Origin of the sequence: Enterococcus wangshanyuanii (genome assembly GCF_002197645.1) — a bacterium.
In the GTDB taxonomy this organism is placed as follows: domain Bacteria; phylum Bacillota; class Bacilli; order Lactobacillales; family Enterococcaceae; genus Enterococcus_L; species Enterococcus_L wangshanyuanii.
Window position 1 is genome coordinate 630,785 of record NZ_CP021874.1, and the last position, 26,866, is coordinate 657,650.

The following is a 26,866-nucleotide window of genomic DNA, read 5'->3' on the forward strand; positions in this document are numbered from 1 at the left end:
TCTAATTCTATAGAACAGACTTAGCTTATTCAGCCTCTTCTTTTTCAGGTAACTCTGCAGTATGCATCTCATGGACTTCTAGGATTTCGCCATCTTGTTTCTCATCCAATATAAATGAACCATTAGAAGTTCTGTCATTAATTGGGTACGTTTGAGAATCGATCGTATATTGTTTGCCACTTTGAGTGGTTACTAAAAGCTCTAAAGAGCTGCTTTCTGACATAAAGCTCACACGATGTGGATTTTTCTTTAATTCCCTTAAGACCATCAGTCCTCGTTTGGCTCTACCTAACTGGGTGAGTTCTTGTGCATGCATTCGCTTGATACTTCCTCGCTGTGTTAAGATCACAACAGGCGTATCTCCTTCTTGATAAACTAATAGGCCGTTGACCACATAATCTTGGTCTTTTAAGTTCATCGCTTTTACCCCTGCAGCTTTTGCTCCGACGACTGGGACTTCTTCTAATGGATAACGAAGGCCAAATCCTCGATGACTCACCAAAAAGACATCCAAGAGCTTTTGCTCATTCGTCAGATAAACATTGACGATTTCGTCCGTATCAGATTTTAGCTTCATACAATTTGTTGGCCGACTCTTATAGGTTCTCCAAGGTTCAAAATCGGTCATTTTTGTTTGTTTGACCATACCTTCTTTTGTCATGAAGACAAATGTTTTTGTCGGTGACAGTTCTTTATAGGTATAAACAGCAATGATCGACTCATCTATAGACAGATTTAAAATCGTCTGAGAAATGTGCTCGCCGATTTCTTTCCATTTTAGATCTGGTAATTCATGAACTGGACGGTAGATCACATTTGCCTTATTCGTGATCAATAAAAGATGATCCAAGGTGTTGACTTCTCCTGTATAAAGTAAAAAGTCCCCTTCCTTCATTCCAATTTCTTCTGGCTTGGAAGCACTATAAGAACGTAAACTGCTCCGTTTAATATATCCTTCATGCGTAACAGTCACTACTACATCTTCTTGAGCAACCAATACTTGTGTATCGATCTTGATCTCTTGGATCTCATTTTCGATTTGAGTCAAACGTGCATTTCCATATTGCTTTTTGACCTCACGAAGCTCCTTTTTCATGACGTTGAACAATTCTTTTTCATCATTCAAAATCGTTGTCAATTCTGCGACTTGACGGCTAAGTTCATCTGCTTCTTTTTCAAGCTGCGTAATGTCCGTGTTCGTCAAACGATACAATTGTAGAGTCACGATCGCTTCCGCTTGTGCTTCTGTGAATGCATATTCTTTTACTAAGTTATTTTTTGCATCTTTCTTATCTTTTGATGCACGAATTGTTTCAATGACCTGATCAAGGATCGATAACGCTTTGATCAAACCAGACACGATATGCTGGCGGGCTTGAGCTTTATCCAATTCAAACTGGCTGCGGTTTGTGATCACTTCTTTACGGTGTGCAACATAGCTGTCTAAAATACGTTTAAGGCCAACTTGATGCGGTGTCATATTATCGATAGCAACCATATTGAAATTGTAATTGATTTGCAATTCAGTATTTTTGAAAAGATAGTTCAAAATTCCTTCAGCGTTAGTATCTTTTTTCAATTCGATAGCGATCTGTAGCCCTGTTCGGTCACTTTCGTCACGAACTTCGGCGATCCCCTCGATTTTTTTATTCAAACGAACTTCATCGATTTTTTTCACTAGAGTTGCTTTATTCACTTCATAAGGAATTTCAGTAACGATGATCTGTTGTTTGCCGCCTTTTAATGGTTCGATTTTAGTTTTTGAACGAAGGATCACTTTTCCCCGCCCAGTTTCATAAGCTTTCTTGATTTCTTCTTTCCCCTGCAGGATACCTCCTGTCGGAAAATCAGGACCTGGAATAAATTCCATTAATTTATCTAAGGAAGCATTTGGGTGATCGATCAGATAGATCGTTCCATCTATGATCTCGGCTAAGTTATGTGTCGGTATTTCTGTTGCATAACCTGCTGAGATCCCTGTTGAGCCATTGACTAATAGATTCGGATATTTTGCTGGTAGAACAGTTGGTTCCTTTTCTGTATCATCAAAGTTCCAAACAAAGTCTACGGTGTCTTTTTCGATATCTTTCAGCATTTCTCCACTTAATTCAGATAAGCGTGCTTCGGTATAACGCATAGCAGCTGGCGGATCACCATCCATACTACCATTATTTCCGTGCATTTCGATCAAAACTTCACGAAGCTTCCAGTCTTGACTTAAACGAACCATTGCTTCGTAAATACTACTGTCTCCATGGGGGTGATAATTCCCCATGATATTTCCGACAGACTTGGCTGATTTTCTAAAACTTTTTTCAAATGTATTGCCATCTTTGTTCATGGAAAATAAAATTCTGCGCTGAACTGGTTTTAATCCATCACGAATATCTGGCAGGGCACGCTCTTGAATGATATATTTGGAATATCTTCCAAAACGATCGCCCATTACTTCTTCAAGAGTTAGCTCTTGAACTTCTTGGCGTTTTTCCACATTCATCACTCCCTACTCTAAATCGAACAAACTGATTTCTTCAGTTGCTGTCTTTTTTTGTTCATTTTCTATTTTTTTCTCTTCATCCAAAACGTCGTTTGAAATAGAAGGCGCAATCTCTGTTTCGCCATCTTTACGGTCTAAAATACTGCCATCTTCTTCTAAAGTGAATTGAACATGACGTTCGATCCATTTTCGTCTAGGCTCTACCTTATCTCCCATAAGAGTGGTAACACGACGTTCTGCCTGAGCTGCATCATCGATACGAACGCGAATCAACGTACGAGTTTCAGGGTCCATCGTTGTTTCCCATAACTGATCTGCATTCATTTCACCAAGACCTTTGTAGCGTTGCAGCATGTAACCTTTACCAACTTGTGCCGTAACGTTAACCAACTCTTCATCAGTCCAGGCATATTCTGTAACTGCTTTTTTACCAAGACCTTTTGAAACTTTGTACAACGGAGGTAAAGCGATATAAACTTTCCCCGCTTCGATCAACGGTTTCATATAACGATAAAAGAAAGTTAATAGCAATACTTGGATATGCGCACCATCTGTATCCGCATCGGTCATGATGATCACTTTATCGTAATTGCAATCTTCAACTGAAAATTCTGGACCAACACCAGCACCAATCGTATAAATCATCGTATTGATTTCTTCATTTTTAAGAATATCCTGCATTTTTGCTTTTTCTGTATTTAACACTTTTCCTCGAAGCGGCAAGATCGCCTGAAATTTTCTGTCACGGCCTTGTTTTGCAGAGCCGCCGGCAGAATCTCCTTCGACTAGATAAAGTTCATTTTTCTTAGGGTTTCGCGATTGAGCAGGTGTTAACTTACCGGATAAAAGAGACTCCCCTTTTTTCCGTTTTTTTCCGTTTCTACTTTCCTCACGAGCTTTACGAGCTGCTTCGCGTGCTTCACGTGCTTTGATTGCTTTACGAACTAATTGCTGACTCATTTCGCTATTTTCTTGAAGGTAAAAGCCCATTTGCTCACCAACAACATTATCCACTGCATTTCTTGCAAGGGGTGTGCCTAATTTTTCTTTTGTTTGACCTTCAAACTGCAAAAGATTTTCTGGCACACGAATCGATAAGACCGCAGCCAAACCTTCACGAAAGTCACTACCCTCAAGATTTTTGTCTTTTTCTTTTAACAGACCCACTTTACGAGCGTATTCATTATACGCTTTTGTCATTGACGCTTTCATCCCAACTTCATGAGTCCCGCCATCTTTTGTTCGGACGTTATTTACAAAAGACAAGACATTTTCTGAATAACCATCGTTATACTGATAAGCTAATTCAACTTCTATCCCCTCTTTTTCACCTGAAAAATAGACAACTGGCGTCAACGTATCTTTTTCTTCATTCAAATAGGAAACAAATTCCTTGATTCCTTCTTCGTAATGGAAAACTTCTTCTTTAGGTTCCTCTCCTCGTAGATCAGCTAGCGAGATTTTTACACCCTTCAGCAAGAAAGCTGATTCGCGCAGGCGTTCTGCTAAAGTTTCATAAGAAAAATGAATCGTAGAAAAAATTGTATCATCTGGTAAAAAGGTGACGGTCGTTCCGTTCTTTTTATTCGTTTTACCGATTTTTTTCAATGTTCCGACAGGCTTCCCACCATTTTCAAAACGTTCTTTATATTCAACACCATCGCGGACGATCGTTACTTCCAACCATGAGGATAAGGCATTCACGACACTGGCACCTACTCCGTGAAGTCCGCCAGATGTTTTATAACCGCCCTGTCCGAATTTTCCACCTGCATGTAATACGGTAAAAATTACTTCTACAGTTGGTATTCCTGATGCGTGCATCCCTACGGGCATACCACGTCCGGAATCGACGATCTTTATGCTATTATCTTTTTGAATGACTACATTGATTTCATTTCCATACCCTGACAATGCTTCATCGACGGCATTATCCACGATTTCATACACTAAATGATGTAATCCGCGACTATCGGTTGAACCGATATACATCCCTGGTCTTTTACGTACCGCTTCCAAACCTTCTAAAACTTGGATGGAGGCGTCATTGTATTCATTGTTTACCTTTTTCGCCAAAGAAAAAAACTCCTTATACTTGAATTATAGGGCCCTTAGCCACATCATTACAATAATACTCTAAAAACTCTCAAAAAAAAAGAGCTTTCCTATTCGGTAACTCTTTCTTAAGATCATTTGTGCTTATTTCGGCATTTTAGCGAGTTCGATCTTAATGCAACGATTCATTATGATAGCATTTCTTCCCGCTTTTTTCAATAATTCCGCCGCTTCTTCACTTTCTAGCCCTAGTTGTGCCCAAAAAACTGTCGCATTTGTTTCTAAAAAGTCACGGGCAACTTCTGGTAAGAATTCACTCCTGCGGAAAATATCGACAATATCGATTTGGCCTGGAATATCCTGAAGTTTTTCATATACGTGTTCGCCAAGAATTTCTTGTCCTGCTAAAACTGGATTAACCGGGATGATTTCATATCCATATTCCTGCAGTAACTCTGCAATCTGATAGCTTGTTCTGTCCGGCTTATTACTTAAACCGACAACTGCGATTCGTTTCGCTTCTTTCAAATAAGTAAAAATTTGTTCTTGTGATGGATTTTCTACAGACATCTTTGTCATCCTCTCTTAAATTGCCTTACTTTTTATTATACAACGAATAGTTAATTATTGTTAGCTGTTTCTATTCATGATAAAATATAGGCTAGCTTGAACAGAAAGAGGTCACTTGATGAAATTTATAGTATTATTGATCATTGCCTATTTATTAGGATCGATTCCGTCTGGTGTTTGGATCGGAAAACTTTTTTTTAAAAAAGATATTCGTCTTTTCGGCAGCGGCAACACTGGAACGACCAATACGTTTAGAGTATTAGGGAAAAAAGCTGGAATCACTGTTTTATTGATGGATATTTTAAAGGGAACTTTAGCAACTAGTTTACCACTCTTATTTTCTTTGAATGTCAATCCGTTGGTTTTCGGTGTAGCAGCTGTATTAGGACACACATTTCCAGTTTTTGCGAATTTTAAAGGTGGCAAAGCTGTTGCAACAAGCGCGGGAATGATTTTAGCCTATAGTCCAACATTTTTTGTTTATTCTGCATTGATTTTTATTATTACATTGTATATTACCAGCATGGTAAGTTTGACTAGTATGGTTAGTGCTGTGTTGATTACATTATCAACGATCATTATTCCTTTCGCGATTCCACAGATTTTGCCAAGATTTGACTGGTTGCTGACTTTGATCGCTGTGGCATTGACGATTTTTATTTTTGTCCGTCATAAAGACAACATCAAACGAATCAAAGATGGAACAGAAAGCCGTGTATCCTTTGGATTAGGCGCAAAAAATAATAAATAAGAAAAAAGCCAAGGATCGAGCATATTTGATGTTCGTCATTGGCTTTTTTCTTATTATTTGGCTGTTAGTGTATAGTGTGTTTTAAATATACCTGAGCTGTCAATCTGATTGATGCCGATTTTATCAATCAGATTCCCGGTCGCATCTACACCATCTGCAATTCCGCACCATGGCTCGATACAGACGAATGGGGCATCCTTTGGATAAGGAGACCAAAAGCCGACATAAGGCATGTCAGTATAGCTTAAACTAATGCTGTGAGGACTTTCATCCGTTGCGATCGTAAAAGTATTGACGCCTTTTGTTTCAAAAATAATGGCATCGTCTTTAAATAACTCTCTACGTAGGTCTAAACTAGTATTCGTTTGACCTAATGTTTTGTGCGCAAAGTCAGCATATGGGCCGCTTAAAGGAATTTGAATCCGTGATTTTTGTGGTGAGAAGCCTAAATAGTAATCATCAAATGTCAAGTTCTTTTCTAAAGGCACATTAAAAGCTGGGTGACCGCCAATGGCAAAATACATTTCTTCTTTTCCAGTATTTTCAACTTGGTAATTTACAGTAAGATTGTTTTCTTCTAAAACGTACGAAAGAATCAATTCAAAATCAAAAGGATAAATTTTCTTCGTTTCTGCTGAACTTTTAAGCGATAAAGAGACTAATTCTGCGCCATGCTCGATCACTTCGAAGACTTGATCTCGCGCAAACCCATGCTGCCCCATTGGATAAGTCTTGCCCGCATACGTATATCGATCATCTTTCAACCTTCCGACAAAAGGGAAAAGAACAGGTGCATGACGTCCCCAAAACGCTGGGTCTCCGTTCCAAATATACTCAATATCATTTTCCTTAGATTTTAAACTAATTAATTCCGCTCCGTCTTCTGCGATCGTTGCGATCAAAAATTCATTTTCAATTTGTACAGTCATTTGTCATGCCCCCTGCTAGTTTTCTTTTTCGAGTTCTTTCATGAACTGTTTATTCAAGACTTTCAAGTAAGTCCCCTTCATCCCTAACGAACGAGATTCGATGATACCTGCAGATTCTAATTTTCTCAATGCATTGACGATCACTGAGCGCGTGATTCCGATTTCATCTGCAATACTTGATGCTGTTAAACGTCCTTCTTCCCCGTCTAACGCTTTAAAAATCGCATGAACAGCCTTCAGCTCACTATAAGATAATGTGTTGATGGCCATCTGGACAGCAGTTGCACTGCGGACACTTGCTTCGATCGATCTAGACTGTTGATACAAGATCTGCATACCAACTACGGTCGCACTATATTCAGCTAGAACTAGATCCTCATCATCAAAAGACTGTTCCACTCTCGCTAAAATGATTGTACCCAAACGTTCGCCCGCTCCAAACATCGGCACGATCGTTGTCAAGCCAAACGGATATTTTTCGCGCCATTCCACAGGAAACGCAGTCAGATCACTGGTAATGGAAATGTTCGCTTCGGTTTTTGCTAAATTATCCGCTGCATCTGTATAGCTTTGAGGAAAGCGTTTTTCTTCAAACATATGTTTAACACGTGCATTGTTCACATCTAACTTTTCATTATACCCTAGCAGTACACCCTCACTGCTGATGATGTAAGCATTGCTGTCTAATACATCCCCCAAAATCATAGCCATTTTGTCATAAGGCAAATCAGCTTTTTGATCAAATGTATTTTTTTGCTGTAATAATTTGTTGATTTGACGCGTTTTTTCTAATAAAGTAGTCATTTTTACTCCTCCTAATTTAAAGACTATCTAGCTTTGTTTGGTATTCGATCGAAAAAATGCCATAATGCATTATTCGTACTAAAGAATATAGCGGCTTAAGTCTTCATTTTGAACAATGCTGTTTAGTTTTTCATTCACATATGCTTCTGTGATCGTAATTTCACCCATTTGCATGTCTGGTGCTTCAAACAACAGATCTTCTAAAAGACGCTCCAAAATCGTATGCAGACGACGTGCCCCAATATTGTCCGTGTCTCGATTGACATCAAAAGCGATATCAGCAATACGTTCAATTGATTCTTTAGTAAAAATGACTGTTACATTTTCTGTTCCGATCAATGCTATATATTGTTTGATTAATGCGTTGTTTGGTTCAGTTAGAATCTTCACGAAGTCTTCAGCAGTCAAATCATCTAATTCTACACGAATTGGAAAACGACCTTGTAGTTCTGGGATCAAATCACTGGGTTTCGACAAATGGAATGCACCTGATGCGATAAACAAAATATGATCTGTTTGGATCGTTCCGTATTTTGTATTGACTTGTGAGCCTTCAACGATCGGTAGAATATCGCGTTGCACCCCTTCACGTGACACTTCTCCAGAGTTTTGTTGACTTTTTGAAGTAATCTTATCGAATTCATCAATAAAGATGATGCCGCTACTTTCTGCTAAACGAATGGCTTCGCTATGAATATCCGCTTCTTTAACGATTTTAGCTGATTCTTCTTTTACTAAGAGTTCCTGTGCTTCTTTTACAGTGACCGTACGCTCTATTTTTTTCTTTGGTGACAATGCGCCTAGTGTTTCGTTTAGATCGATTCCCATTTGTTCCATCCCAGCGTTCATCGCCGGCATATTTTTCTTAGGTTCATCGATTTCGATCGTGACTTCACGATTATTCAACAGTCCTTTTTCTAACTGCTCAAGAACAGTTTTTCGATTGACCTTGATTTCTTCCGTCACTTCTTCTTGGGATTCTTGCGGTTGTTGGGCTGCGGAAAACATTTGCATCATTTGTTCAAATTGATTAGTTGATGTTTGCTTCTGCTCTTTTTTGATTCCAGGAACCAAAACTTTTACCAGACGATTATTCGCTTTCTTTAACGCTTGAGAATATACTCTACTATACTGCTGCTTTTCAACGATTTGAATCGCATTTTCTACTAAGTCACGCACCATCGATTCAACGTCACGGCCAACATAACCGACTTCGGTGAATTTAGTTGCTTCAACTTTGATAAATGGCGCGTTGACGATCTTAGCTAAACGTCGAGCAATTTCAGTCTTACCCACTCCTGTAGGACCGATCATCAACATATTTTTAGGTGTGATATCCTGCTGCATTTTTTCATCAAGCTGCAGACGTCTGTATCTATTTCTTAAGGCAACAGCGACAGATTTTTTAGCCGTCTCTTGTCCAATGATATATTCATCTAATTCCTTGACGATTTCTCTAGGTGTTTTATTCAATTCATTCATAGCTAGCATCCTCCATCTATAATTCTTCTACGATAATATTGTGGTTTGTAAAAACGCAGATGTCTGCTGCTATATTCAACGCATTTTCCGCAATACTTTTAGCAGACATATCTTTATCGCCATAATGTTTCATTGCTCTTGCTGCTGAAAGCGCGAAGTTGCCGCCTGAACCAATAGCTAAAATGCCATCGTCCGGCGTAATGACTTCTCCTGTTCCGGAGACTAAAAGCATTTCTTTTTTGTTCATGACGATCAACATTGCCTCTAACTTTTGCATAGACTGCTGCGTACGCCATTCCTGAGCAAGTTCAACAGCTGCTCGAGTAAGGTTGCCATTGTATTCGTTTAATTTGCCTTCAAATTTTTCTTCTAAGGTAAATGCATCTGCAACACTGCCGGCAAAACCGACAACGACTTCATCATTATAAATTCTGCGAACTTTTTTAGCTGTTCCTTTCATCACGACAGATTCACCCATCGTCACTTGACCGTCTCCAGCCATCGCAAATTTTCCATCTTTTTCAACTGCACAAATCGTTGTTGAGTGAAATTGTGATTCAACCATTCTAATTCCTCCTAAATCAAAAGCTCATAAGCTTTCGTTCGTAGTATAAATTCGTACCTATAAAATCTGCTAATGTTTTTTTCTAGGCACGAGGATGAAATGTTCGATAATTTTTTTGTAAGCTTTCTTTTGTTACATGGGCATAAATTTGAGTTGTCGATAGATCAGAATGCCCTAAAAGTTCCTGAACTGTTCTCATATCAGCGCCATTATTCAGCAAATGAGTAGCAAAGGTATGCCGCAGCATATGAGGATGAATGTCTCCATTCAATGAACTTTTCTTGATCAATTGGTTCAATACATATTCGATCCCTGTTGATGTGATCTGATCTCCATGATGATTGACAAAAATGAATGCATGCTCTTTCCCGTGTTTTTCCATTAAAATTTTTCTACCATGTTCAAGATACTCTTTTAATGCATCTTGAGCGAATGAGCCAAAAGGGACATAACGATCTTTGTTTCCTTTCCCATGAATCAATAAAACATTGGCAGAAAAATCCACAGACTGAAGCGTTAGGTTAGCGCATTCACTCACACGGATCCCTGTTCCATATAAAATTTCAAGAAGTGCCTGATTTCTTAAGTCCAGTGGTTTTGTCCCTTTGACACTCTCAAAAAGTGCATCCATTTCTTTTTCATAAAAGAAGCGAGGCAGTCTTAGTTGCTTTTTTTTCATGTGAACATAAGAAAATGGATTCTCTTTGATTACTTCATTTTTAAGTAAAAATTGATAGAATGATCGTAAACTAGCAATTTTTCTACTGATCGAATTACGACTATATTTTTTGTCATAAAGAAAACTCAGGTATGTACGTATATCTAAATGATCAACAGTTAAATAATCAGCATCGCCTGAATTTTTCAGGAATTCAAAAAAGTTTTGGATGTCTTCTTCGTAGGCAATCCGAGTTTTTTCAGAGTAACCACGTTCAACGATTAAATAAGTTAAAAACATCTCCGGCCAGCTTTTTTGCTGCATAATCTTCCCTCCATCAAATTACAAGGTAACTTTAGCATAACCATTTTGAAAAAACAAATGAATTGTCAGAATTTAATTAATATTTTCAAATTTAGTAACAATTTATTCATATTTGAAGAAAAATAACGCATGTTTTATAAGGGAAATCTAATCTGAGTTAAGGCGAAACACAAATAAAAAGCTAAGGTCAAGGATACTTAGATCCGAGCTACCTTAGCTTTCAGTTATTAATCTACAAGATCAAATTTTTGTTGCGTCTCAGCCAATTTTGTTAATGCTCTATTGGCGATAGCTTCATAACGTTCTTTTTTATCCCGAATGCGTTCAGGCATTTCAGGAAAAAGACCGAAGTTTGCATTCATTGGTTGGAAATGTTTGCCTTCTGCATGAGTAATATAATAAGCCATACTACCAAGTGTCGTTTCTCGTGGGAAAATAATTAGCTCTTCTCCTTTAGCTAATCGCGCTGCATTGATTCCTGCCAATAAACCGCTAGCTGCACTCTCAACATACCCTTCCACACCAGTCATTTGACCTGCGAAAAACAGGTTCTCTCTCTTTTGCGATTGATAAGTCGGTTTTAAGAGCTCTGGTGAATTCATAAAACTGTTTCGATGCATCACACCATATCGCACAAACTCAGCATTCTCCAACCCTGGAATCATTTGGAAAACACGCTTTTGTTCGCCCCATTTTAAATGGGTTTGAAATCCAACTAAATTGTATAAAGACGCCGCTGCATTGTCTTGGCGTAATTGGATCACTGCATATGGACGTTTTCCTGTCTTAGGATCTTCGAGTCCAACAGGTTTTAGTGGTCCGAAAAGCATTGTTTTGATTCCACGTTTAGCCATTACTTCGATCGGCATACACCCTTCAAAGAACTTTTCTTTTTCGAATGTTTTTAAAGGAACGACTTCAGCAGAAATCAAGGCTTCATAAAACGCAGTGAATTCTTCTTCTGTCATCGGACAGTTTAGATAAGCTGCCTCTCCTTTATCATAACGTGATTTTAAGTAAACTTTGTCCATATCGATCGTTGCTTTGTCAACAATAGGAGCAGCTGCATCATAAAAATAGAACCCATCCGAGCCATTGAATTCTTTGATTTGATCTGCTAAAGCTTCTGAGGTCAATGGACCTGTTGCGACAATGACGATTCCTTCTGGCAAAGCAGTGATTTCTTCATTTTTTACAGTGATCAATGGATGATTTTTGATCCGATCGGTGATTTCTTGGGAGAAGGTGTCGCGATCGACTGCCAAAGCTCCTCCTGCGGGAACTGCCGTTAAATCAGCGCTATTGATTATAATTGAGTCTAAACGGCGCATCTCTTCTTTTAAAACCCCTACTGCATTTGTTAAATTGTTTCCTCTTAATGAATTGGAGCAAACGAGCTCAGCAAATTTTTCGGTTTGATGAGCGGGTGTTTTTTTTACTGGACGCATTTCATATAGGGTAACTGGCACACCTGCCTGAGCAACTTGCCAAGCGGCTTCACTGCCAGCTAGACCGGCGCCAATAACTGTTACAGAAGTAGTAGTCATTTAGATCCTCTTTTCTTTTATATAGATACAGAAACAATTGACTTAAAAAAAGGAATCGCTTCTGTATAATTGATTATTTTATTTGTAGTCATGATAGCTATTTTTGAACATTTTCTTCGTAATCACCATTGATACAGACAACTTGTTTTCCGCCTTTGACTTTCTTTTCAACAAGATACTGACCACATTTTGGACATGGACGTCCAATTGGTTTATCCCAAGAAGTAAAGTCACATTCCGGATAACGGCTGCATCCATAGAACAAGCGGTTTTTCTTAGATTTACGTTCAATAACTTGCCCTTCATTACAAACAGGACATGTTACACCAATTTCTTTAACGATGGCTTTTGTATTTCGACATTCTGGGAAATTGCTGCAGGCATAAAATTTTCCATAGCGTCCTAGTTTGATGACCATTGGATGTCCGCAAAGATCACAATCAAAACCAGCTGGTTCATCTTTGATTTGGATTTTTTCAATCTTCTCTTCTGCGTTGGTCAATTCTTTTTCAAATGGTTGATAGAAGCGATCGACAACTTCCACCCATTTTTCCTGACCAACACCGATTTTATCCAAATCGCCTTCCATTGATGCAGTAAAATGGACATCAACGATTTGCGGGAAGAATTCCACGATCAGAGAATTAACGATTTCACCAAGTTCTGTTGGCTCAAAACGTTTATTCGTTAATTTGACATAATAACGTCTCTGGATAGTTTCCAAAGTTGGTGCATACGTTGATGGACGTCCCACTCCGTTTTCTTCCAACGCGCGAATCAATGTTGCTTCACTGAATCTTGCTGGAGGTTGCGTGAAATGTTGTTTTGGTTCAATATCAACAGCGTTGACTTTATCCCCTTCAACTAAATCCGGAAGAATATTTTCTTTGTCTTCTTTTCCGTCATCTCGGCCTTCAACATAGACTTGCATGAAGCCTTTGGATTTAACTTTTGCACCGTTTGCAATGAAAATCACGCCGTTTTGCTCAAGTGTTACTTTCATTGTATCCAGCACTGCAGGTGTCATTTGGCTTGCGACAAAACGGGACCAAATCAATGTATATAATTTAAGTTGATCTTTATCCAAGTATTGTTTGATTTCATTTGGTGAACGCAATACGCTTGATGGCCGGACAGCCTCATGGGCATCTTGCGCCCCTTGTGAATTTTTGGCTTTACGCCCGCCGTGCGCTGAAAATTCGCTGCCATAATTTTTTTCGATATATTCTGCAGCTTCTTCTTTCGCTGAATCGGCAATTCTGGTTGAGTCAGTACGCATATAAGTGATCAAACCGACTGTTCCCTGTTTACCTAAAGCGATACCTTCATATAGTTGTTGGGCAACCATCATTGTTTTTCTCGTTCTGAAATTCAATTTTCTAGCTGCTTCTTGTTGTAAACTACTCGTAGTAAAAGGTAACGCTGGATTACGTTTACGTTCTTTTTTCTCAACTTTTGTCACATCGTATTCTTTTCCTGTAATACGCGTTGTAACTTCTTTCACGGATTCCGCATTAGGTAATTTTTTCTTCTTACCATCCACGCCCCAGAAGTTAGCTTTGAACTTCTTCTTCGCTTTTTGGAAGTTTCCGTCAATACTCCAGTATTCTTCTGGGATAAATTTACGGATATCATTTTCACGGTCAATAATGATTTTCAACGCGACAGACTGAACACGTCCTGCACTTAAGCCCTTTTTGACTTTCCGCCATAAGATCGGGCTAAGGGAATATCCAACTAGGCGATCTAAGATTCTGCGGGCTTGCTGTGCGTCCACTAAATCTAAATCGATCGTCCGCGGCTCTTTGAATGCAGCTTTAACTGCTTCTTTCGTTATTTCGTTAAAAACAACTCGATTTTTATCTTTCAAATCAAGGCCAAGAAGGTAAGATAAATGCCAGGCAATTGCCTCTCCTTCTCGGTCCGGATCGGCTGCGAGATAGACTTTATCGGCTTTTTTAGCGGCAGCTTTTAAACTTTTGATTACATCACCCTTACCTCTGATCGAGATGTAGTGCGGTTCATAATTATTTTCAATATCAATACCCATTTTACTTTTTGGTAAATCACGGATATGTCCAACACTGGCAACTACCTTATAATTTTTTCCTAAATATTTTTCAATCGTTTTGGCTTTTGCTGGGGATTCTACAATAACTAGATATTTATACGCCATTCAACGTGTGGCTCCTTTCGGTTTTTGTGTTTCTTCTATTATATATATCAAAATGTAGAGAACTCACAAATCGTACTTCATCATATCTATTCATTACAGGTTTGTCAAGGATTGATAATGCTAAATTGAAAAATTTTGGATTTCTTCAAGGATATCTTTGGGGCAAATTGTACACTTTGCGCCTTCTTGAATCAACGTATGACAGCCATCAGATCGTAAATTCAGTGAATTTCCTGGAACGGCAAAAACTTCTCTTCCATATTCTAATGCTGCTTGTGCAGTAATTAAGGAACCACTTTTTTTACCTGCTTCGATCACACATGTCCCTAAACTGATACCTGCGATGATTCGATTTCTCATTGGAAAATGGTATTTTCTAGGCTTTGTTCCGTTAGGGTATTCGCTGATCACTAGCTGTTCTATCATCATTTTACGCTGAATATGAGCTGTTTCTTTGGGGTAGCAATAGTCTAGACCCGTTCCGATTACACCGATCGTATGACCAGAATGATGCATCGCTACTTGATGGCTTACACTGTCTATTCCCTTGGCTAATCCGCTGACGATCGTCAATTCATGTTCAATCATTTTAGGTATTAATTGCTTAACTACATTTATTCCATAAACAGAAGCAGATCTGGCACCAACAAAAGAGAGACAAGGATTCTTTAAAAGGGCGATGTTCCCTTGATAAAATAATAAAACAGGACAGTTATAGATTTGCTTCAGATACATTGGATAATCATCATCTAAAATTGTAATAAATCTATGTTGCTCTTGAAAAGATTTTAGTCTCTGATCCTCTCTAGTCCAATACTCCCAAGAGTGTAAAAAAATCTTTTGATAAGTACGGATTTCAGCAATGTGAATAATCTCTTCTTTGGAGAAATCGGCTATATTATTATAATTCATTGAAAAATCTAACACTTTCAGCATTCCTAGATTGCCTATACCTTTACATACCGAAAGTTTAAAAAATAGTGCACGTTGTTCTTCATTCATAAAAAAAACCTTCCTTTGTGAATACTTGTTATAGTAAGTATCCGCAAAAAAAGGCCATTTCTATTTTTTAACAAAAATCTTTTATTGGAGCAAAGGTTTTTCTGTGAATTTTACAAATTCCCAGCTCCTTGATCCCTTGTAAATGCTCTTTAGTTCCATAGCCAGCATTTCTTTCAAAACCATAACCTGGATACATCTTCGCATAGTCCTCCATCAATCGATCACGAATGACCTTTGCTACAATACTTGCAGCTGCTATCGAAACAGAACGTGCATCCCCTTTTATGATGTTTTCCTGGGGAATCTTAACATCCAAGGTCATTGCATCTATCAACAAATAATCTGGGATGAAACATAGGTCTTCTAAAGCAAGCCCCATTGCAAGTTTAGAGGCCTGATAAATATTGATTTCATCAATTTTATTATGATCCACCATCCCAATACCGATAGAAATAGCTTGATTTTGGATTTGATCATAAAGCTCGTCTCTTTTTTTAGCAGATAGCTTTTTAGAATCATTGACACCTAGTAACTGAAATCTTTCTGGTAAAATCACTGCTGCTGCAACGACTGGCCCTGCTAAAGGTCCTCGACCAACTTCATCGATACCTGCAATCAAACGATGTCCCTGTGTGCGGGCATTTTTCTCAAACTGTTGCATTTCATCTAAAAGCGCTACGTCTTTTTCATATCGTTGAATTTTGCGTTCCCATTGTTTGAGAGCCTGTTGTACTCCGCTGCGCTCATCTTGTTGCCATTGTTTGATTCGTTCGTCATCTCTCGTATTAATTTCAGCCAAAGTTGCCTTTATTTGTTGAATTGATTCAGCTTTCATCATCTATAGCTCCTAATTCTTCCCAACGATCTAATGTATAAGGTCCCAATTTACTGCTGCGGATCTCCTGGATGATCATTTCACTTGCTCGATCATAATCATCACGGTAGCCACGTTTTTGACTGATCAACATCAAAAGCTCGGCAGGTGGTAAAAATGTTTCTTCTTCATTCAGATGATACCGTTCGACCAAACGCTCAGGATAGAAACGAGAAAAAAATGACAATCCATAGATAGCTAAATCATCTAAATGAAGAAGCTGATCTTTGATTGCTCCCGTCAATGCCAACTTTTTCCCAATTTCCTGATCTTCAAATTTGGGCCACAAAATACCTGGCGTGTCTAAAAGTTCTAACTCCGTTCCTGAGCGTAGCCATTGTTGTCCTTTGGTAACACCAGGTTTATTACCTGTTTGCGCTATTTTTTTCCCTACTAATCGATTCATAAGTGTTGACTTTCCAACATTTGGGATTCCAATACACATCGCACGAATCGCACGAGGTTTCAATCCTTTTGACCGTTCACGTTCGATTTTTTCCTTCAAAGCCTTTTTGGCTTCTGGAACAATTTTATTGACTCCTTTATTCTGCTGAGCATTGATAATCAGAGTATGATAACCTTTTTCTTGAAAATAATGTTGCCATTTTTGATTCTGTTCTTTATCTGCCAGATCTCCCTTATTCAATAAGATCAATCGAGGCTTTTGCTGAACGATTTGATCCATCATTGGATTGCGGGAAGAAAGCGGCAATCGTGCATCAATTAGTTCGAATACGATATCTACGTATTTTATTTTTTCAGATACTTCTCTTCTGGCTTTTGCCATATGTCCTGGAAACCACTGTATTGTCATTTTATCACCTATCTTGGTATAAATTTCATATGTGAAAATGGGTAGTACACAAACTGAGCTTTGCCTAAAATATATTTACTTTCCACTGCTCCGAAAGAACGGCTATCTTTGGACATCCGGCGGTTATCACCTAGCACAAAGTAATGATCTTCTGGAAGAACCTTTTCTGTAATTAAATCACTTAAATCAAAATTAGTCGTATAAGGAACTGTTTCATGATCTTTTTTCAAATTTTTCTCTAAAAAAGGTTCTTCTACAGGCTTTTCATTCACATAAAGTTGATCATTCTCATAACGAATTGCGTCACCAGGCAATCCAATGATCCGCTTAATATAAATCGATCCGTTCGGTAATTTGAAAACAACTACATCAAACCGCTTGATAGATGTAAATTTTTCCATTACGATCATATCGCCCTGATTTAGTGTTTTTGCCATGGAACTTCCATCGACCGGAACAGGAATCAAAAAAAAGCCTCTTAAAATAAATACTAAGACAACAGAAGGAATGAGTAATTTCATGAAAGAAATAAAATAACCGACATAATTTTTCTTTTGAACCATTTTTCCCATCCTTTCGTCTATCTTATTATAAAGGAAGAACATTAGAAAAAGCGACTATTTTTATTGAAAAAAATGAATCCTTTTGTAAAATAGAGAAAAGGTGTGAAAACGGTAGAATATCGTTTGATAGCTCTGCCAAATTCACACCATCGCTTTTATTCTTTGTTCGTTTCTTTTTGTAATTCTTTGATCCCTAAATCATATGCTCGATCATTTTCAACAATTTTTTTCCCTACTTCTTTTTCGATACAATCAGCAGTTTCATTATCTACTTCACCAGTAGCGGGAAGCTCATTCTCAGTTTGAATCGCAGCAACAGCATTTTTCGTCTCTTCAGAAAAATCACTGCTTTCAGCATTTACTTCATATCCTAAAGCCTTTAATAAAGCATTGAGGTTTTTGACAACTGAAGAAGAGTCGCCTATTTTCAATGTTTTGTCTCTAGAAATCGGAGCGAGATAGGCATAATCAGGGTAATCTGCTTTGATCGATGGCTCTAGTCCTTTTTCATGAATCCATTTGCCTTTTGGTGTTAGCCATTTCATCACAGTCAATTTGATCTCACTTTTGTCATTCAAATTTTTCACGGTTTGGACCGTTCCTTTGCCGAAGGTTTTCATTCCGATGATTTTTTTGTTTCCAGATTCTTTTAGAGCTGCTGCGAAAATTTCAGAAGCGCTCGCACTGCCTTCGTCCACTAAAACAACCGTCGGCTCTTTTACTTTAAAGCCGTTGTCTAATTCAGAAGATGCTTTATCCTCGCTTGTATTTCCCTGTTTATCTTCAAATTTCACAATGGTTTGACCGTCTTCTAAAAACATACTGGCCATTTGCTCCACCTGATCCAACAAGCCCCCGGGATTTTGACGTAAATCGATCATGAAGGATGTTGCCCCATCTTTTCTTAATGAGATGATCGTATCTTTCAATTCTTGGTACGTATTTTCTCCAAAAGAAGAAATTTTAATGCTGCCGATTGTTGGATTTTTTTTATCGATTTCTCCTTTAACCGTTTCGATCGGGATCGTATCTCGTTTTAATTTTAGCTCAAAGGTTTCTGAACCACGAGAGATTGTTAAACGAACCTCTGTCCCTTTTTTTCCTCGTATTTTACTCACAACTTCAGTAAGTGTTTTCCCTTGGGTTTCCTCATCATCTACTTTGATGATCTGATCGTTTGCTTTGATACCAGCTTTTGCTGCTGGAGATCCGTCGATTGGCGCTTGAGCCACCGTAGGTAAATCATCTGTCATTGTCATCGTTGCACCAATTCCTTCAAAACTTCCGGAAAGACTTTGGTCCAGTTCATCTGCCTCTGGTTCATTTAAATAACTGGAATAGGGATCATCTAAAGCTTCTGTCATTCCCTTTAGTGCACCGTCTACTAATTTTTCTTCATCGACTTTTCCGACGTAATTAGCGACAATTTCGTTGTAAAGGGCATCAACTTTTTTTAGCTCATTGCTTTGCATTGGTCGATCAGCAAGTTGCTTTTTATATTGATAATCAAAATAGATATAACTACCACTTCCAACAAGAAACGCGACACATAAAATTGAAATTATGTACTGATAATAGGGCACTTGTCGTTTTTCTTTCATAGCGTTCTCTCCTCCTGCTAATTTATCACTGCATGCATTCCAGTTTAACACGAAAAAAAAGCAAGGAAAAGGTTTCCCCGCTTTTTATTTGTTGTTTTCTAAGTATTTTTCCCACAACTCGTCAAAAATGAACATGTTGCTTACGTAGTCAACATTCATTTCTAAATAGCTGGATATTTCATGATAATCCTCTGATTGCTTCGGAAATTGAATATCTTTTGCAGCATCATTGGCAAACTGACTTTCTGCAGTTTTTTTAGGTGCTCTTAAAGTCATTAAATAATGGTAGAAACTTCTTCTCATAGACTCACCAATTTTCTTTTATAAAATTTGCTCGATTTGCATGAGCATCGTCATAGCGTTCAGGATTCTTTTGATAAAAATCTTGATGATAGTCTTCTGCAGGATAAAAAGTGACAGCCGGCTCGATTTTTGTAACTATAGGATCATCAAAGCGTCCGCTTTCCGCTAATGCTTTTCGACTTTGCATCGCAATCTCTTTTTGCTCATTTGTAGTGTAAAAAATCACTGGACGATAATTGTCTCCACGGTCTTCAAATTGACCAAGAGCATCAGTAGGATCTGTTTGCTGCCAATAGATCTCTACTAATCGTTCATAGGACATGATTTCAGGATCAAACTCGATCTCGACTGCTTCCGTATGTCCAGTGGTATGACTTAAAACTTGCTCATAAGTGGGATTAGGTACATGACCACCTGTGTATCCAGATGTAACTGAAAGAATGCCAGGTTGGGTATCGAATGGCTGGATCATACACCAAAAACAACCCCCAGCAAATATTGCTTTTTCACTCATAATTAATCCTCCTTACTTGAAGTATCTTTTGGTAGATAGATGTTCATACGTATATCATCGTCCACTAAATTGATTTTTTCCGCTCGAATAAATAGACCATTCTGCATTCTAAACTGATCTAAACGCAATAAAATGGTGCTGTCATCTGGATTTACTTCTACCCAGCTTGGCAGCTTATAGTCCCTCTGAACAAACTTCAAAATCTCTTTTATTGGTAAACCTAACGTTCCAATAGATAAACTTTTAGCCTTTAGTTGAACATTGCCATCATCCATCACAAATGGATCGAAGTAAAGATTGAATTCAATCGGATAGCCTAGAACTTTAAAAGTTCCGTTCAACATAGCTTCGTTTTCTAAATAAAATTTGTAAGTAATATCAGAATCCTTTTGAAAATCACTAAGGTAAAAATCAATCAGCGCGTTTACCTGTTTTTTATTTGATTGGATAGCAATCACTGGCGTTCCGTCTTTAGCAACCAATTCAGGAATCGGTTTATAATTAGGTTCGCGAACTTGAGTGATCCTTACAAAAATAAAAGCAAAACAGGCAATAATAGTACCAACTAAAACAAGAAAAGCAATCTTCCAACGATTCATTGGAGGCTGTCCCTCTTTTTTAGGTTTTCTCCGCTTAGCATCTCTTTCCTTCTTAGAAGTTTCTTGCTCATTGTTCATTTTGTTCACTCACTTCCTTTTTCCAGCCATTTATTATTTGTTTTGACCATTTCATCACGAATCGCACTTGCCATAAGTTGATAGCCCAAATTATTTGGATGGAATCGATCTTCTTCGTACAAAGCATTATTCTTAATATCTCGATTTTCACTTGATGAAGCTGTCTGATCAGCACTAACGATACCAACTTGGTCATCCATCCCTTTATATAATAAATCATTGATAGGAATAAAGTAAGAATTTCCCTCAGCTTCAACGATTTCCTTTGTTCCCTCATTCCAATTATCTACGATATCTTGCATCTCAGTGATTTCAGGAAAATAGAGATAAAATGGGTTATAAATTCCGACTACATAAATAGGTGCGTCTGGATTGTATTTACGGATCTCCGCAAGTAATTGCTCCACTTGATTTTGGTATTTTTTAAGTGGCTTTTTAAACGACTCCTCTGTCAAACTAAAAATATCGCCTTTAATGACTTTCATCAAATCGTTGCCGCCAACAGTTAAAGAAATCAAATCGGCAGAAGCTAATCCTGTCTGGATCTCCTCTTTTTTCTTGATTCTTTTAAGGATCTGGTCACTACGGTCGCCATTTTTACCAAAATTATCTGTCTGAACACCGTTCAAATGATATTCTTCTTGTAAGTCGTTGGCAACTAACGGAACAAAACCGCCTGAGTTAGTTAAATCGCCGATTCCTTCAGTTAGTGAATCGCCTATCGCTGCATAATGGATCACTTCTTTTGTTGCACTTTTTTCTGTTTTTTGAGCACCCGTTCCTAAAATCGGTTTAGCTTTAGGGATTGTGATCAACAGGAGCAAGAAAACACCGATGATCGTGGCAAAGAAAATGGCAAAGCTTCGCCAGTTTTTTTGAAAAAAGTCGTTCATTCTATCCCTTCCTTTACATAAATCAAATGAGGTAAGTAAACTACCTCCGAACGATTATTTAAAATTACTATTAACCGCTATGATACACAAAATCATACTAATTTTCTATGCTTTTGTACAACTTTCATCAGAAAACTAGAAAAAAGTGACTGAGCGATAACTTGTCCAGTTATTCCTCAGTCACAAATTTTTTGAAAGGATACAGCATCAAAAAATTGTTCATTTTACATAGTAAAAACGCTAATTTAAAACAGAGCTCAGTTTTTTCTAACTAGTCTGTATAATACATGATGGCAAAGGCACCTTTACCTGTATGCGTAGCAATGACAGGATTAGTATGCAGCACCGGAATATCCATATCAGGAAACAGTGCTTGTAAACCTTCTTTAAACCCATTCGCTAATTCTAGTCCATCAGCATGCGAAATTCCGATTTGACGTACATTAGATAACTGACTTAATTCATTTTTAAGTTCATCAAACCACTTGTTAAATGTTTTTATACCTCGGCCTTTAGCTACTGGAATCAACTCAGTATGTTCAAAATCCATGACTACCTTCATATTGAAAATATTCGACAAAAGCCCAGTTGCTCGGCTAATACGTCCACCTTTAACCAAGTTATCTAATGTAGAAATCCCGATAAATAGTTTTGTATTTTCTTTGACATGATCGATCTCAGCTAAGATCTCAGGAAGGCTGGCGCCGTTTTTAGCAAGCTTTGCTGCTTGAATCACTTGGAACGATAAGCCTTGATCTGTAAAATCACTGTCGATCACAGTTACATTGCTTGAGCTAAGATTACTGGCTTGGCGGGCAGCTTCTACAGTACCACTAAGTCCTTTAGTCATGTGTATCGAAATAATTTCACTGCCGTCAGCACCTAAACGATCATAAAGCTCTACGAATTCACCGATCGGCGGTTGGCTTGTTTTAGGTAATGCCTTCGCTGAACCCATCAGCTCCATGAAGTGTTCGCCTTCCAAATGATCATCATCAGCGTATACAACGCCGTCGATCATTACAGATAAAGGCATCATGTGAATGTCTAGATCGTCTCGCACACTTTTCAGCATTGTACATGAAGAATCCGTCACAATTTTAACATTTGTCATAATTTTATCACTCTTCCTTTAAAAACAACCCCAATTCGTGGTAAAATACTTTTGAGGCTTGAATGTCTGTTTATAGTATAACAGACAAAGAACTATTTTTCACCAAATTAAAATGAAGGAAGTTGATTTCTTGGAAAAAGCAAAATTCTCCAGAAAATACATGATTTTAAATGAAGTCCTCAACGCGGTGACTCATGGCATCGGTGCCGGATTGAGTATTGCTGGACTTGTGATTTTACTTGTCAAAGGAGCACGTCTTGGTTCAGCAGTTCATGTTGTTTCCTATGCACTCTATGGATCAACTTTGATTCTATTATTCCTGTCATCGACGTTGTTCCATAGTCTAATTTTTACACGGGCAAAGAAAGTTTTTCAGGTTTTCGATCACAGTTCGATCTTCTTATTGATTGCAGGCAGCTACACCCCCTTTTGTTTATTAAGTATCAAAGGTTGGCTTGGCTGGTTACTCTTTGTATTGATCTGGCTTATGGCGATCAGCGGTGTCGTTTATAAATCTCTCACACTGCACAAACAAGAAACAGTTAAAAATATTTCTACAGTGATTTATATTATCATGGGCTGGCTTTGTTTGACTGCAGCCAAACCCTTATATGATTCTCTAGGTTTTACAGGAACTGCATTATTAGTGGCCGGCGGTGTCTCATATACACTTGGCGCAGCCTTTTACAGTTTAAAGAGCGTGCGTTTTATGCATGTTGTTTGGCATCTGTTCGTTATGTTAGGAGCTGGCTTTATGTTTTTCTCTATTTTATTCTTCACTTAAAAACTATATATAACCTGTCTTTTATCGCCATAAATCAGAAAAGTTCTTCTTTAGCTAAAAAAGAAGAACTTTTTTTTATTTATCCCTTTACAAACCGAACAAACATTCGTATAATAACTATACAAACATTTGTTCGACAAAAAATTATGAGGTGATTAAGAATGAAAGCTATTCGTCGTGGCGGGTTATTATTTGTTGTATTGATTATTGGTATTTTCTTAGGAACATTAGGGTTACGTTCAGCTTTGCTTATTGTGACCCCTCTCTTTATTATATGGTTTATGTTATGGGATGAGAAAAGATACATTCATACTCGAAAAAAAAGTGAGCATCAACGTTATGTCTATCGGAAGTATCCATAGACATTGCACGATCAAGTTGATTTATTATGTAAAAAAGATGTTGAAGTGTAACCATAAAGGTTATTTACTTCAACATCTTTTTAATTTATCAATACTCCATCAATGTAATAATTTCATAGTCACTGATTTTGTCCCGACCATGAAGCTCCATTAATTCGATCAAAAAGGCACAGCCAACAACGATTCCACCTAAAGATTCAATCAACTCGACTGTTGCTTTGATCGTGCCACCAGTTGCTAGTAAATCATCGCAAATCAAGACACGTTGTCCTGGTTGAATTGCATCTTTATGAAGGGTCAATGTATCTGTTCCATACTCTAAATCATAAGTCACTTCGATTGTTTCGCGCGGCAGCTTCCCTTTTTTACGAACAGGAGCGAACCCTACTCCCAACTCATAAGCTACGGGACAGCCTACGATAAAGCCACGTGCTTCCGGTCCTACAACCATGTCGATTCTTTTTTCTTTTGCGTAATCGACGATTTGTTTTGTTGCTTCACGATACGCATCTCCATTTGCCATCAATGGCGAGATATCTCTGAAAACGATACCTTTTTCAGGGTAATCGGGGATACTAGCAATATAATCTTTTAAATTCATTTTTATACTTCCTCCTCATTCCACAGCCATTGTTGTAATGTCTCACGATCGCTGTATAACAAAAATTCTTCTGTTTTGATTCTTTTTAAGCGAGTTTGATAGACCTTACTTTCCGATAAAGGATGATTTTCAGGTTTTTCAACTTTTCTTAAAACACCGTTTTCTATTGTAACAAATCCCAAGTCAAAAAACACCTGAATCATAAAAATTAATAATTTTTTTTGAATATTTAAGTATTGTGCTACATTATCCAACTTATAACGAACATCCACTTGTTCTTGTTGTTTGACGAATTTAAACAATTGTGCGTATTGCTCCCTTGTACCCACACCATTTAAATAAGCTTCCTCTGGTGAGATCCCCATCAAGTATACTCGTTCAATTTGTCCCTGCAATGTAATTTGCTTGATCAGCGAAAGATCATCAGGACAATCAACAAACACTAATTGCTCTATTTGATTCGTCTTAATTGTTTCTAAAATATCTTCGATGTGACTAAACAACACTCGGTTTGCTGCTGGATCATTGATCAATTTTTGATTATTTTCATTAAAATAAATAAATAGGGTGTTAGTAACAGGTATTTCCTTTTGACGATTGTTTTTCCCTCTCAAATCAAATAACTGCATACCGTCAACTGAAAAATCATTGACCATCAATTGCGGCTTCTTATTGCCGTTCCATTCGTTGATCGATAATTGACCTGAGACATTTGTTTTCCCTTGCCCTAATTCATCGATTTGACTGCCCATCTGAAATGCAATCGCATCTAATGCTGCATTAGACTGAACTAATTGGAATTTAAGATGGCTTTTATCCGCACCGATTTGTTTGCTTTGCTCAATTGAAACATCTTCGAATAAGAAGTTAGGAACAGGATTATCTGTCCCAAATGGAGCCAAAATTTTCAATTGTTGAATAAAAGGCAGTGTAACTTCTTCTATTTTTAATGTTTCATCGATCAATAGTTCCTGTCCTTGTGAAAGATCGATTTGTTTTGCTTCAAGATAATGCATCAAATGTTCTTTTAGTTTAGAAATATTTTCGACAGGCAAAGTCATTCCTGCAGCCATGTGGTGTCCACCGAAATGTGTGAACGATTCACGAATCTCATTCAGGACATCGAACAAATTAAGTGCTGAGACACTACGCCCAGATCCTTTAGCCAATTCATTGTTCTCATCAATCGTCAAAACAATCGTTGGTTTTCCAGTATCCTGCATAATTCGACCCGCAACGATTCCCAAAACGCCTTCATGCCAACCTTTTTTTGCAAGAACATGAACAGAATCAGTAGGATCGATCAGTTCAAAGGCTTCTTTTGTAATCCTTGATACGATTTCTTTTCGTTCTTCGTTTTGGCTGTTGACGTACAGTGCAATTTCTTTGGCTTCTTCTTCATCAAAAGTAGTCATCAGCTCAACACCAGGTGCCGCATCGCCTAATCTCCCTAATGCGTTTAAACGAGGTCCAATGGTGAAGCCAATATTTTCTTCTGTGATACTTTCTTTTTTTAACTCTGCTAAATGAATCAACACATCCAAGCCAATTCGCTCGCCATTTTGAATCATTTCAAGTCCCATTTTTACAAGCACTCTGTTTTCATCTGTTAAAGAAACTAAATCAGCAATCGTGCCGATTGCAACTAGATCTAAAAACTCAACTGGCAGCTCGCCTAATAAGGCTGTAGCCACTTTAAATGCAACGCCCACTCCAGCTAAATCACTGAATGGATAAGCCCCCTTAGGATGTTTGGGATGAACAATAGCAAAAGCGTTTGGTAATTCTACCGGCAGCTCATGATGATCAGTAACAATTACATTGACTCCTTGCGTTTCAGCGTACTCAATCGCTTCATGCCCTGCCACTCCATTGTCAACCGTCACAATTAATTGAACGCCTTCTTCTATTTGCTCTTTAAAGACAGATAGATTTGGGCCATAGCCATGTTTGAAGCGATTTGGCAAGAAATAGTCTACTTCACCACCAATCAGTTCGATCGCCTCTTTCATCACAGTCGTACTTGTGATCCCGTCAGCGTCATAATCCCCGTATACCAGAATTTTTTCACCTTGAGCAACTGCATCTTGAATTCTAGTGACAGCTTTTTCCATATCGTACATCAAAAAAGGGTCGTAAAGATTTTCTATCGTTGGACGTAAAAAAGTTTCTAAGGCTTCGGCAGATTGGATCCCGCGATGCCATAGAATCTGTCCTAATAAGGGATTGATTTTTTCATTTGTTAGTATTTCTGTAAATTCTGTCGGCAACTCACTTTTCTCTTGCAATCGCCATGCATATTTTGCTTTTTTCACGTCACCACTCCTAACCAAGTAATTATAACAAATTCAAACGGAAAACTAAAGAAAGTCTCTCGTTTTATGTAAAAGAAAAACGACTGGTCAG

Annotated in this window: 25 protein-coding genes; 3 read left to right on the forward strand and 22 right to left on the reverse strand. The window is 38.0% G+C overall.

The genetic code is table 11. The features are described from left to right. Positions 1-25: 25 nt before the first annotated feature. The 3 genes from parC to CC204_RS02970 all read right to left on the reverse strand — a co-directional run bounded on the left by parC (position 26) and on the right by CC204_RS02970 (position 5,122). Positions 26-2,491, reverse strand: coding sequence for a DNA topoisomerase IV subunit A (gene parC, locus CC204_RS02960; RefSeq protein WP_088268746.1), 2,466 nt, complete (start codon positions 2,489-2,491; stop codon positions 26-28). Between the two features lie 12 nt (positions 2,492-2,503). Beyond that, positions 2,504-4,573, reverse strand: a complete 2,070-nt coding sequence (gene parE, locus CC204_RS02965) for a DNA topoisomerase IV subunit B (RefSeq protein WP_088268747.1) — start codon at positions 4,571-4,573, stop codon at positions 2,504-2,506. A 123-nt stretch (positions 4,574-4,696) separates the two neighbouring features. Next, a complete protein-coding gene (locus CC204_RS02970; RefSeq protein ID WP_088268748.1) occupies positions 4,697-5,122 on the reverse strand; it encodes a CoA-binding protein in 426 nt (141 codons plus the stop codon). A 118-nt stretch (positions 5,123-5,240) separates the two neighbouring features. On the opposite strand from CC204_RS02970, the gene plsY reads away from it, so the two are divergent. After that, the gene (plsY, locus tag CC204_RS02975; RefSeq protein ID WP_088268749.1) at positions 5,241-5,873 is read left to right on the forward strand and encodes a glycerol-3-phosphate 1-O-acyltransferase PlsY; all 633 of its coding nucleotides are present in this window, start codon (positions 5,241-5,243) and stop codon (positions 5,871-5,873) included. Between the two features lie 53 nt (positions 5,874-5,926). On the opposite strand, the gene CC204_RS02980 is transcribed toward plsY, so the two are convergent. The 17 genes from CC204_RS02980 to CC204_RS03060 form a co-directional block, all read right to left on the reverse strand. Beyond that, on the reverse strand, positions 5,927-6,802 hold the full coding sequence (locus CC204_RS02980) for an aldose 1-epimerase family protein (RefSeq protein ID WP_088268750.1): 876 nt from the start codon (positions 6,800-6,802) through the stop codon (positions 5,927-5,929). Between the two features lie 15 nt (positions 6,803-6,817). Next, positions 6,818-7,606 (reverse strand): GTP-sensing pleiotropic transcriptional regulator CodY, encoded by a 789-nt coding sequence (gene codY / locus CC204_RS02985; protein WP_087640088.1) that lies wholly within the window; start codon positions 7,604-7,606, stop codon positions 6,818-6,820. 78 nt (positions 7,607-7,684) lie between these two features. After that, complete coding sequence (gene hslU / locus CC204_RS02990) at positions 7,685-9,088, reverse strand: ATP-dependent protease ATPase subunit HslU (protein ID WP_088268751.1); 1,404 nt, start codon at positions 9,086-9,088, stop codon at positions 7,685-7,687. A 16-nt stretch (positions 9,089-9,104) separates the two neighbouring features. Further along, a complete protein-coding gene (gene hslV / locus CC204_RS02995; RefSeq protein ID WP_088268752.1) occupies positions 9,105-9,653 on the reverse strand; it encodes an HslVU peptidase proteolytic subunit in 549 nt (182 codons plus the stop codon). Between the two features lie 82 nt (positions 9,654-9,735). After that, complete coding sequence (xerC, locus tag CC204_RS03000; RefSeq protein WP_088268753.1) at positions 9,736-10,635, reverse strand: tyrosine recombinase XerC; 900 nt, start codon at positions 10,633-10,635, stop codon at positions 9,736-9,738. Between the two features lie 227 nt (positions 10,636-10,862). Beyond that, the gene (trmFO, locus tag CC204_RS03005; RefSeq protein ID WP_088268754.1) at positions 10,863-12,182 is read right to left on the reverse strand and encodes an FADH(2)-oxidizing methylenetetrahydrofolate--tRNA-(uracil(54)-C(5))-methyltransferase TrmFO; all 1,320 of its coding nucleotides are present in this window, start codon (positions 12,180-12,182) and stop codon (positions 10,863-10,865) included. Positions 12,183-12,279: 97 nt separating this feature from the next. After that, on the reverse strand, positions 12,280-14,358 hold the full coding sequence (gene topA, locus CC204_RS03010; protein WP_088268755.1) for a type I DNA topoisomerase: 2,079 nt from the start codon (positions 14,356-14,358) through the stop codon (positions 12,280-12,282). A gap of 120 nt (positions 14,359-14,478) precedes the next feature. Beyond that, positions 14,479-15,360, reverse strand: coding sequence for a DNA-processing protein DprA (dprA, locus tag CC204_RS03015; RefSeq protein WP_088268756.1), 882 nt, complete (start codon positions 15,358-15,360; stop codon positions 14,479-14,481). Positions 15,361-15,427: 67 nt separating this feature from the next. Then, positions 15,428-16,195, reverse strand: coding sequence for a ribonuclease HII (locus CC204_RS03020; RefSeq protein ID WP_088268757.1), 768 nt, complete (start codon positions 16,193-16,195; stop codon positions 15,428-15,430). Further along, complete coding sequence (gene ylqF / locus CC204_RS03025; RefSeq protein ID WP_088268758.1) at positions 16,185-17,048, reverse strand: ribosome biogenesis GTPase YlqF; 864 nt, start codon at positions 17,046-17,048, stop codon at positions 16,185-16,187. Before ylqF ends, CC204_RS03020 begins: the two co-directional genes overlap by 11 nt. A gap of 8 nt (positions 17,049-17,056) precedes the next feature. Next, complete coding sequence (gene lepB / locus CC204_RS03030; protein WP_088268759.1) at positions 17,057-17,611, reverse strand: signal peptidase I; 555 nt, start codon at positions 17,609-17,611, stop codon at positions 17,057-17,059. Between the two features lie 155 nt (positions 17,612-17,766). Next, the gene (locus CC204_RS03035; protein ID WP_088268760.1) at positions 17,767-19,212 is read right to left on the reverse strand and encodes a S41 family peptidase; all 1,446 of its coding nucleotides are present in this window, start codon (positions 19,210-19,212) and stop codon (positions 17,767-17,769) included. Positions 19,213-19,296: 84 nt separating this feature from the next. Beyond that, the gene (locus CC204_RS03040) at positions 19,297-19,515 is read right to left on the reverse strand and encodes a YozE family protein (protein WP_088268761.1); all 219 of its coding nucleotides are present in this window, start codon (positions 19,513-19,515) and stop codon (positions 19,297-19,299) included. 4 nt (positions 19,516-19,519) lie between these two features. Further along, a complete protein-coding gene (msrA, locus tag CC204_RS03045) occupies positions 19,520-20,029 on the reverse strand; it encodes a peptide-methionine (S)-S-oxide reductase MsrA (protein WP_088268762.1) in 510 nt (169 codons plus the stop codon). A 2-nt stretch (positions 20,030-20,031) separates the two neighbouring features. Beyond that, positions 20,032-20,628 carry a YpmS family protein gene (locus tag CC204_RS03050; RefSeq protein ID WP_227011254.1) on the reverse strand — a complete coding sequence of 199 codons (597 nt, stop codon included), beginning with the start codon at positions 20,626-20,628 and terminating at the stop codon, positions 20,032-20,034. A gap of 83 nt (positions 20,629-20,711) precedes the next feature. Then, positions 20,712-21,599 (reverse strand): SGNH/GDSL hydrolase family protein, encoded by an 888-nt coding sequence (locus CC204_RS03055; protein ID WP_088268764.1) that lies wholly within the window; start codon positions 21,597-21,599, stop codon positions 20,712-20,714. 271 nt (positions 21,600-21,870) lie between these two features. Further along, positions 21,871-22,713 carry a DegV family protein gene (locus tag CC204_RS03060; protein WP_088268765.1) on the reverse strand — a complete coding sequence of 281 codons (843 nt, stop codon included), beginning with the start codon at positions 22,711-22,713 and terminating at the stop codon, positions 21,871-21,873. 130 nt (positions 22,714-22,843) lie between these two features. Between CC204_RS03060 and trhA the strand changes: the two genes are divergently transcribed. Beyond that, complete coding sequence (trhA, locus tag CC204_RS03065) at positions 22,844-23,497, forward strand: PAQR family membrane homeostasis protein TrhA (protein ID WP_162288318.1); 654 nt, start codon at positions 22,844-22,846, stop codon at positions 23,495-23,497. A 161-nt stretch (positions 23,498-23,658) separates the two neighbouring features. Then, positions 23,659-23,859: a hypothetical protein gene (locus CC204_RS03070; RefSeq protein ID WP_088268767.1), complete on the forward strand. Its 201-nt coding sequence runs from the start codon at positions 23,659-23,661 to the stop codon at positions 23,857-23,859. Positions 23,860-23,947: 88 nt separating this feature from the next. Here the strand turns inward: CC204_RS03070 and CC204_RS03075 are convergent, their stop codons facing one another. Together CC204_RS03075 and recJ are read right to left on the reverse strand one after the other, a co-directional pair. Further along, complete coding sequence (locus CC204_RS03075; RefSeq protein WP_088268768.1) at positions 23,948-24,460, reverse strand: adenine phosphoribosyltransferase; 513 nt, start codon at positions 24,458-24,460, stop codon at positions 23,948-23,950. Positions 24,461-24,462: 2 nt separating this feature from the next. Then, complete coding sequence (gene recJ / locus CC204_RS03080) at positions 24,463-26,775, reverse strand: single-stranded-DNA-specific exonuclease RecJ (RefSeq protein ID WP_088268769.1); 2,313 nt, start codon at positions 26,773-26,775, stop codon at positions 24,463-24,465. Positions 26,776-26,866 lie beyond the last annotated feature (91 nt).

Coding starts and splice junctions, on each gene's coding strand:
- CC204_RS02970 (WP_088268748.1), bottom strand. CDS start 5,122: ATGTCTGTAGAAAATCCATCACAAGAACAAATTTTTACTTATTTGAAA.
- plsY (WP_088268749.1), top strand. CDS start 5,241: ATGAAATTTATAGTATTATTGATCATTGCCTATTTATTAGGATCGATT.
- CC204_RS02980 (WP_088268750.1), bottom strand. CDS start 6,802: ATGACTGTACAAATTGAAAATGAATTTTTGATCGCAACGATCGCAGAA.
- codY (WP_087640088.1), bottom strand. CDS start 7,606: ATGACTACTTTATTAGAAAAAACGCGTCAAATCAACAAATTATTACAG.
- hslU (WP_088268751.1), bottom strand. CDS start 9,088: ATGAATGAATTGAATAAAACACCTAGAGAAATCGTCAAGGAATTAGAT.
- hslV (WP_088268752.1), bottom strand. CDS start 9,653: ATGGTTGAATCACAATTTCACTCAACAACGATTTGTGCAGTTGAAAAA.
- xerC (WP_088268753.1), bottom strand. CDS start 10,635: ATGCAGCAAAAAAGCTGGCCGGAGATGTTTTTAACTTATTTAATCGTT.
- trmFO (WP_088268754.1), bottom strand. CDS start 12,182: ATGACTACTACTTCTGTAACAGTTATTGGCGCCGGTCTAGCTGGCAGT.
- topA (WP_088268755.1), bottom strand. CDS start 14,358: ATGGCGTATAAATATCTAGTTATTGTAGAATCCCCAGCAAAAGCCAAA.
- dprA (WP_088268756.1), bottom strand. CDS start 15,360: ATGAATGAAGAACAACGTGCACTATTTTTTAAACTTTCGGTATGTAAA.
- CC204_RS03020 (WP_088268757.1), bottom strand. CDS start 16,195: ATGAAAGCTGAATCAATTCAACAAATAAAGGCAACTTTGGCTGAAATT.
- ylqF (WP_088268758.1), bottom strand. CDS start 17,048: ATGACAATACAGTGGTTTCCAGGACATATGGCAAAAGCCAGAAGAGAA.
- lepB (WP_088268759.1), bottom strand. CDS start 17,611: ATGGTTCAAAAGAAAAATTATGTCGGTTATTTTATTTCTTTCATGAAA.
- CC204_RS03035 (WP_088268760.1), bottom strand. CDS start 19,212: ATGAAAGAAAAACGACAAGTGCCCTATTATCAGTACATAATTTCAATT.
- CC204_RS03040 (WP_088268761.1), bottom strand. CDS start 19,515: ATGAGAAGAAGTTTCTACCATTATTTAATGACTTTAAGAGCACCTAAA.
- msrA (WP_088268762.1), bottom strand. CDS start 20,029: ATGAGTGAAAAAGCAATATTTGCTGGGGGTTGTTTTTGGTGTATGATC.
- CC204_RS03050 (WP_227011254.1), bottom strand. CDS start 20,628: ATGAATCGTTGGAAGATTGCTTTTCTTGTTTTAGTTGGTACTATTATT.
- CC204_RS03055 (WP_088268764.1), bottom strand. CDS start 21,599: ATGAACGACTTTTTTCAAAAAAACTGGCGAAGCTTTGCCATTTTCTTT.
- CC204_RS03060 (WP_088268765.1), bottom strand. CDS start 22,713: ATGACAAATGTTAAAATTGTGACGGATTCTTCATGTACAATGCTGAAA.
- CC204_RS03070 (WP_088268767.1), top strand. CDS start 23,659: ATGAAAGCTATTCGTCGTGGCGGGTTATTATTTGTTGTATTGATTATT.
- CC204_RS03075 (WP_088268768.1), bottom strand. CDS start 24,460: ATGAATTTAAAAGATTATATTGCTAGTATCCCCGATTACCCTGAAAAA.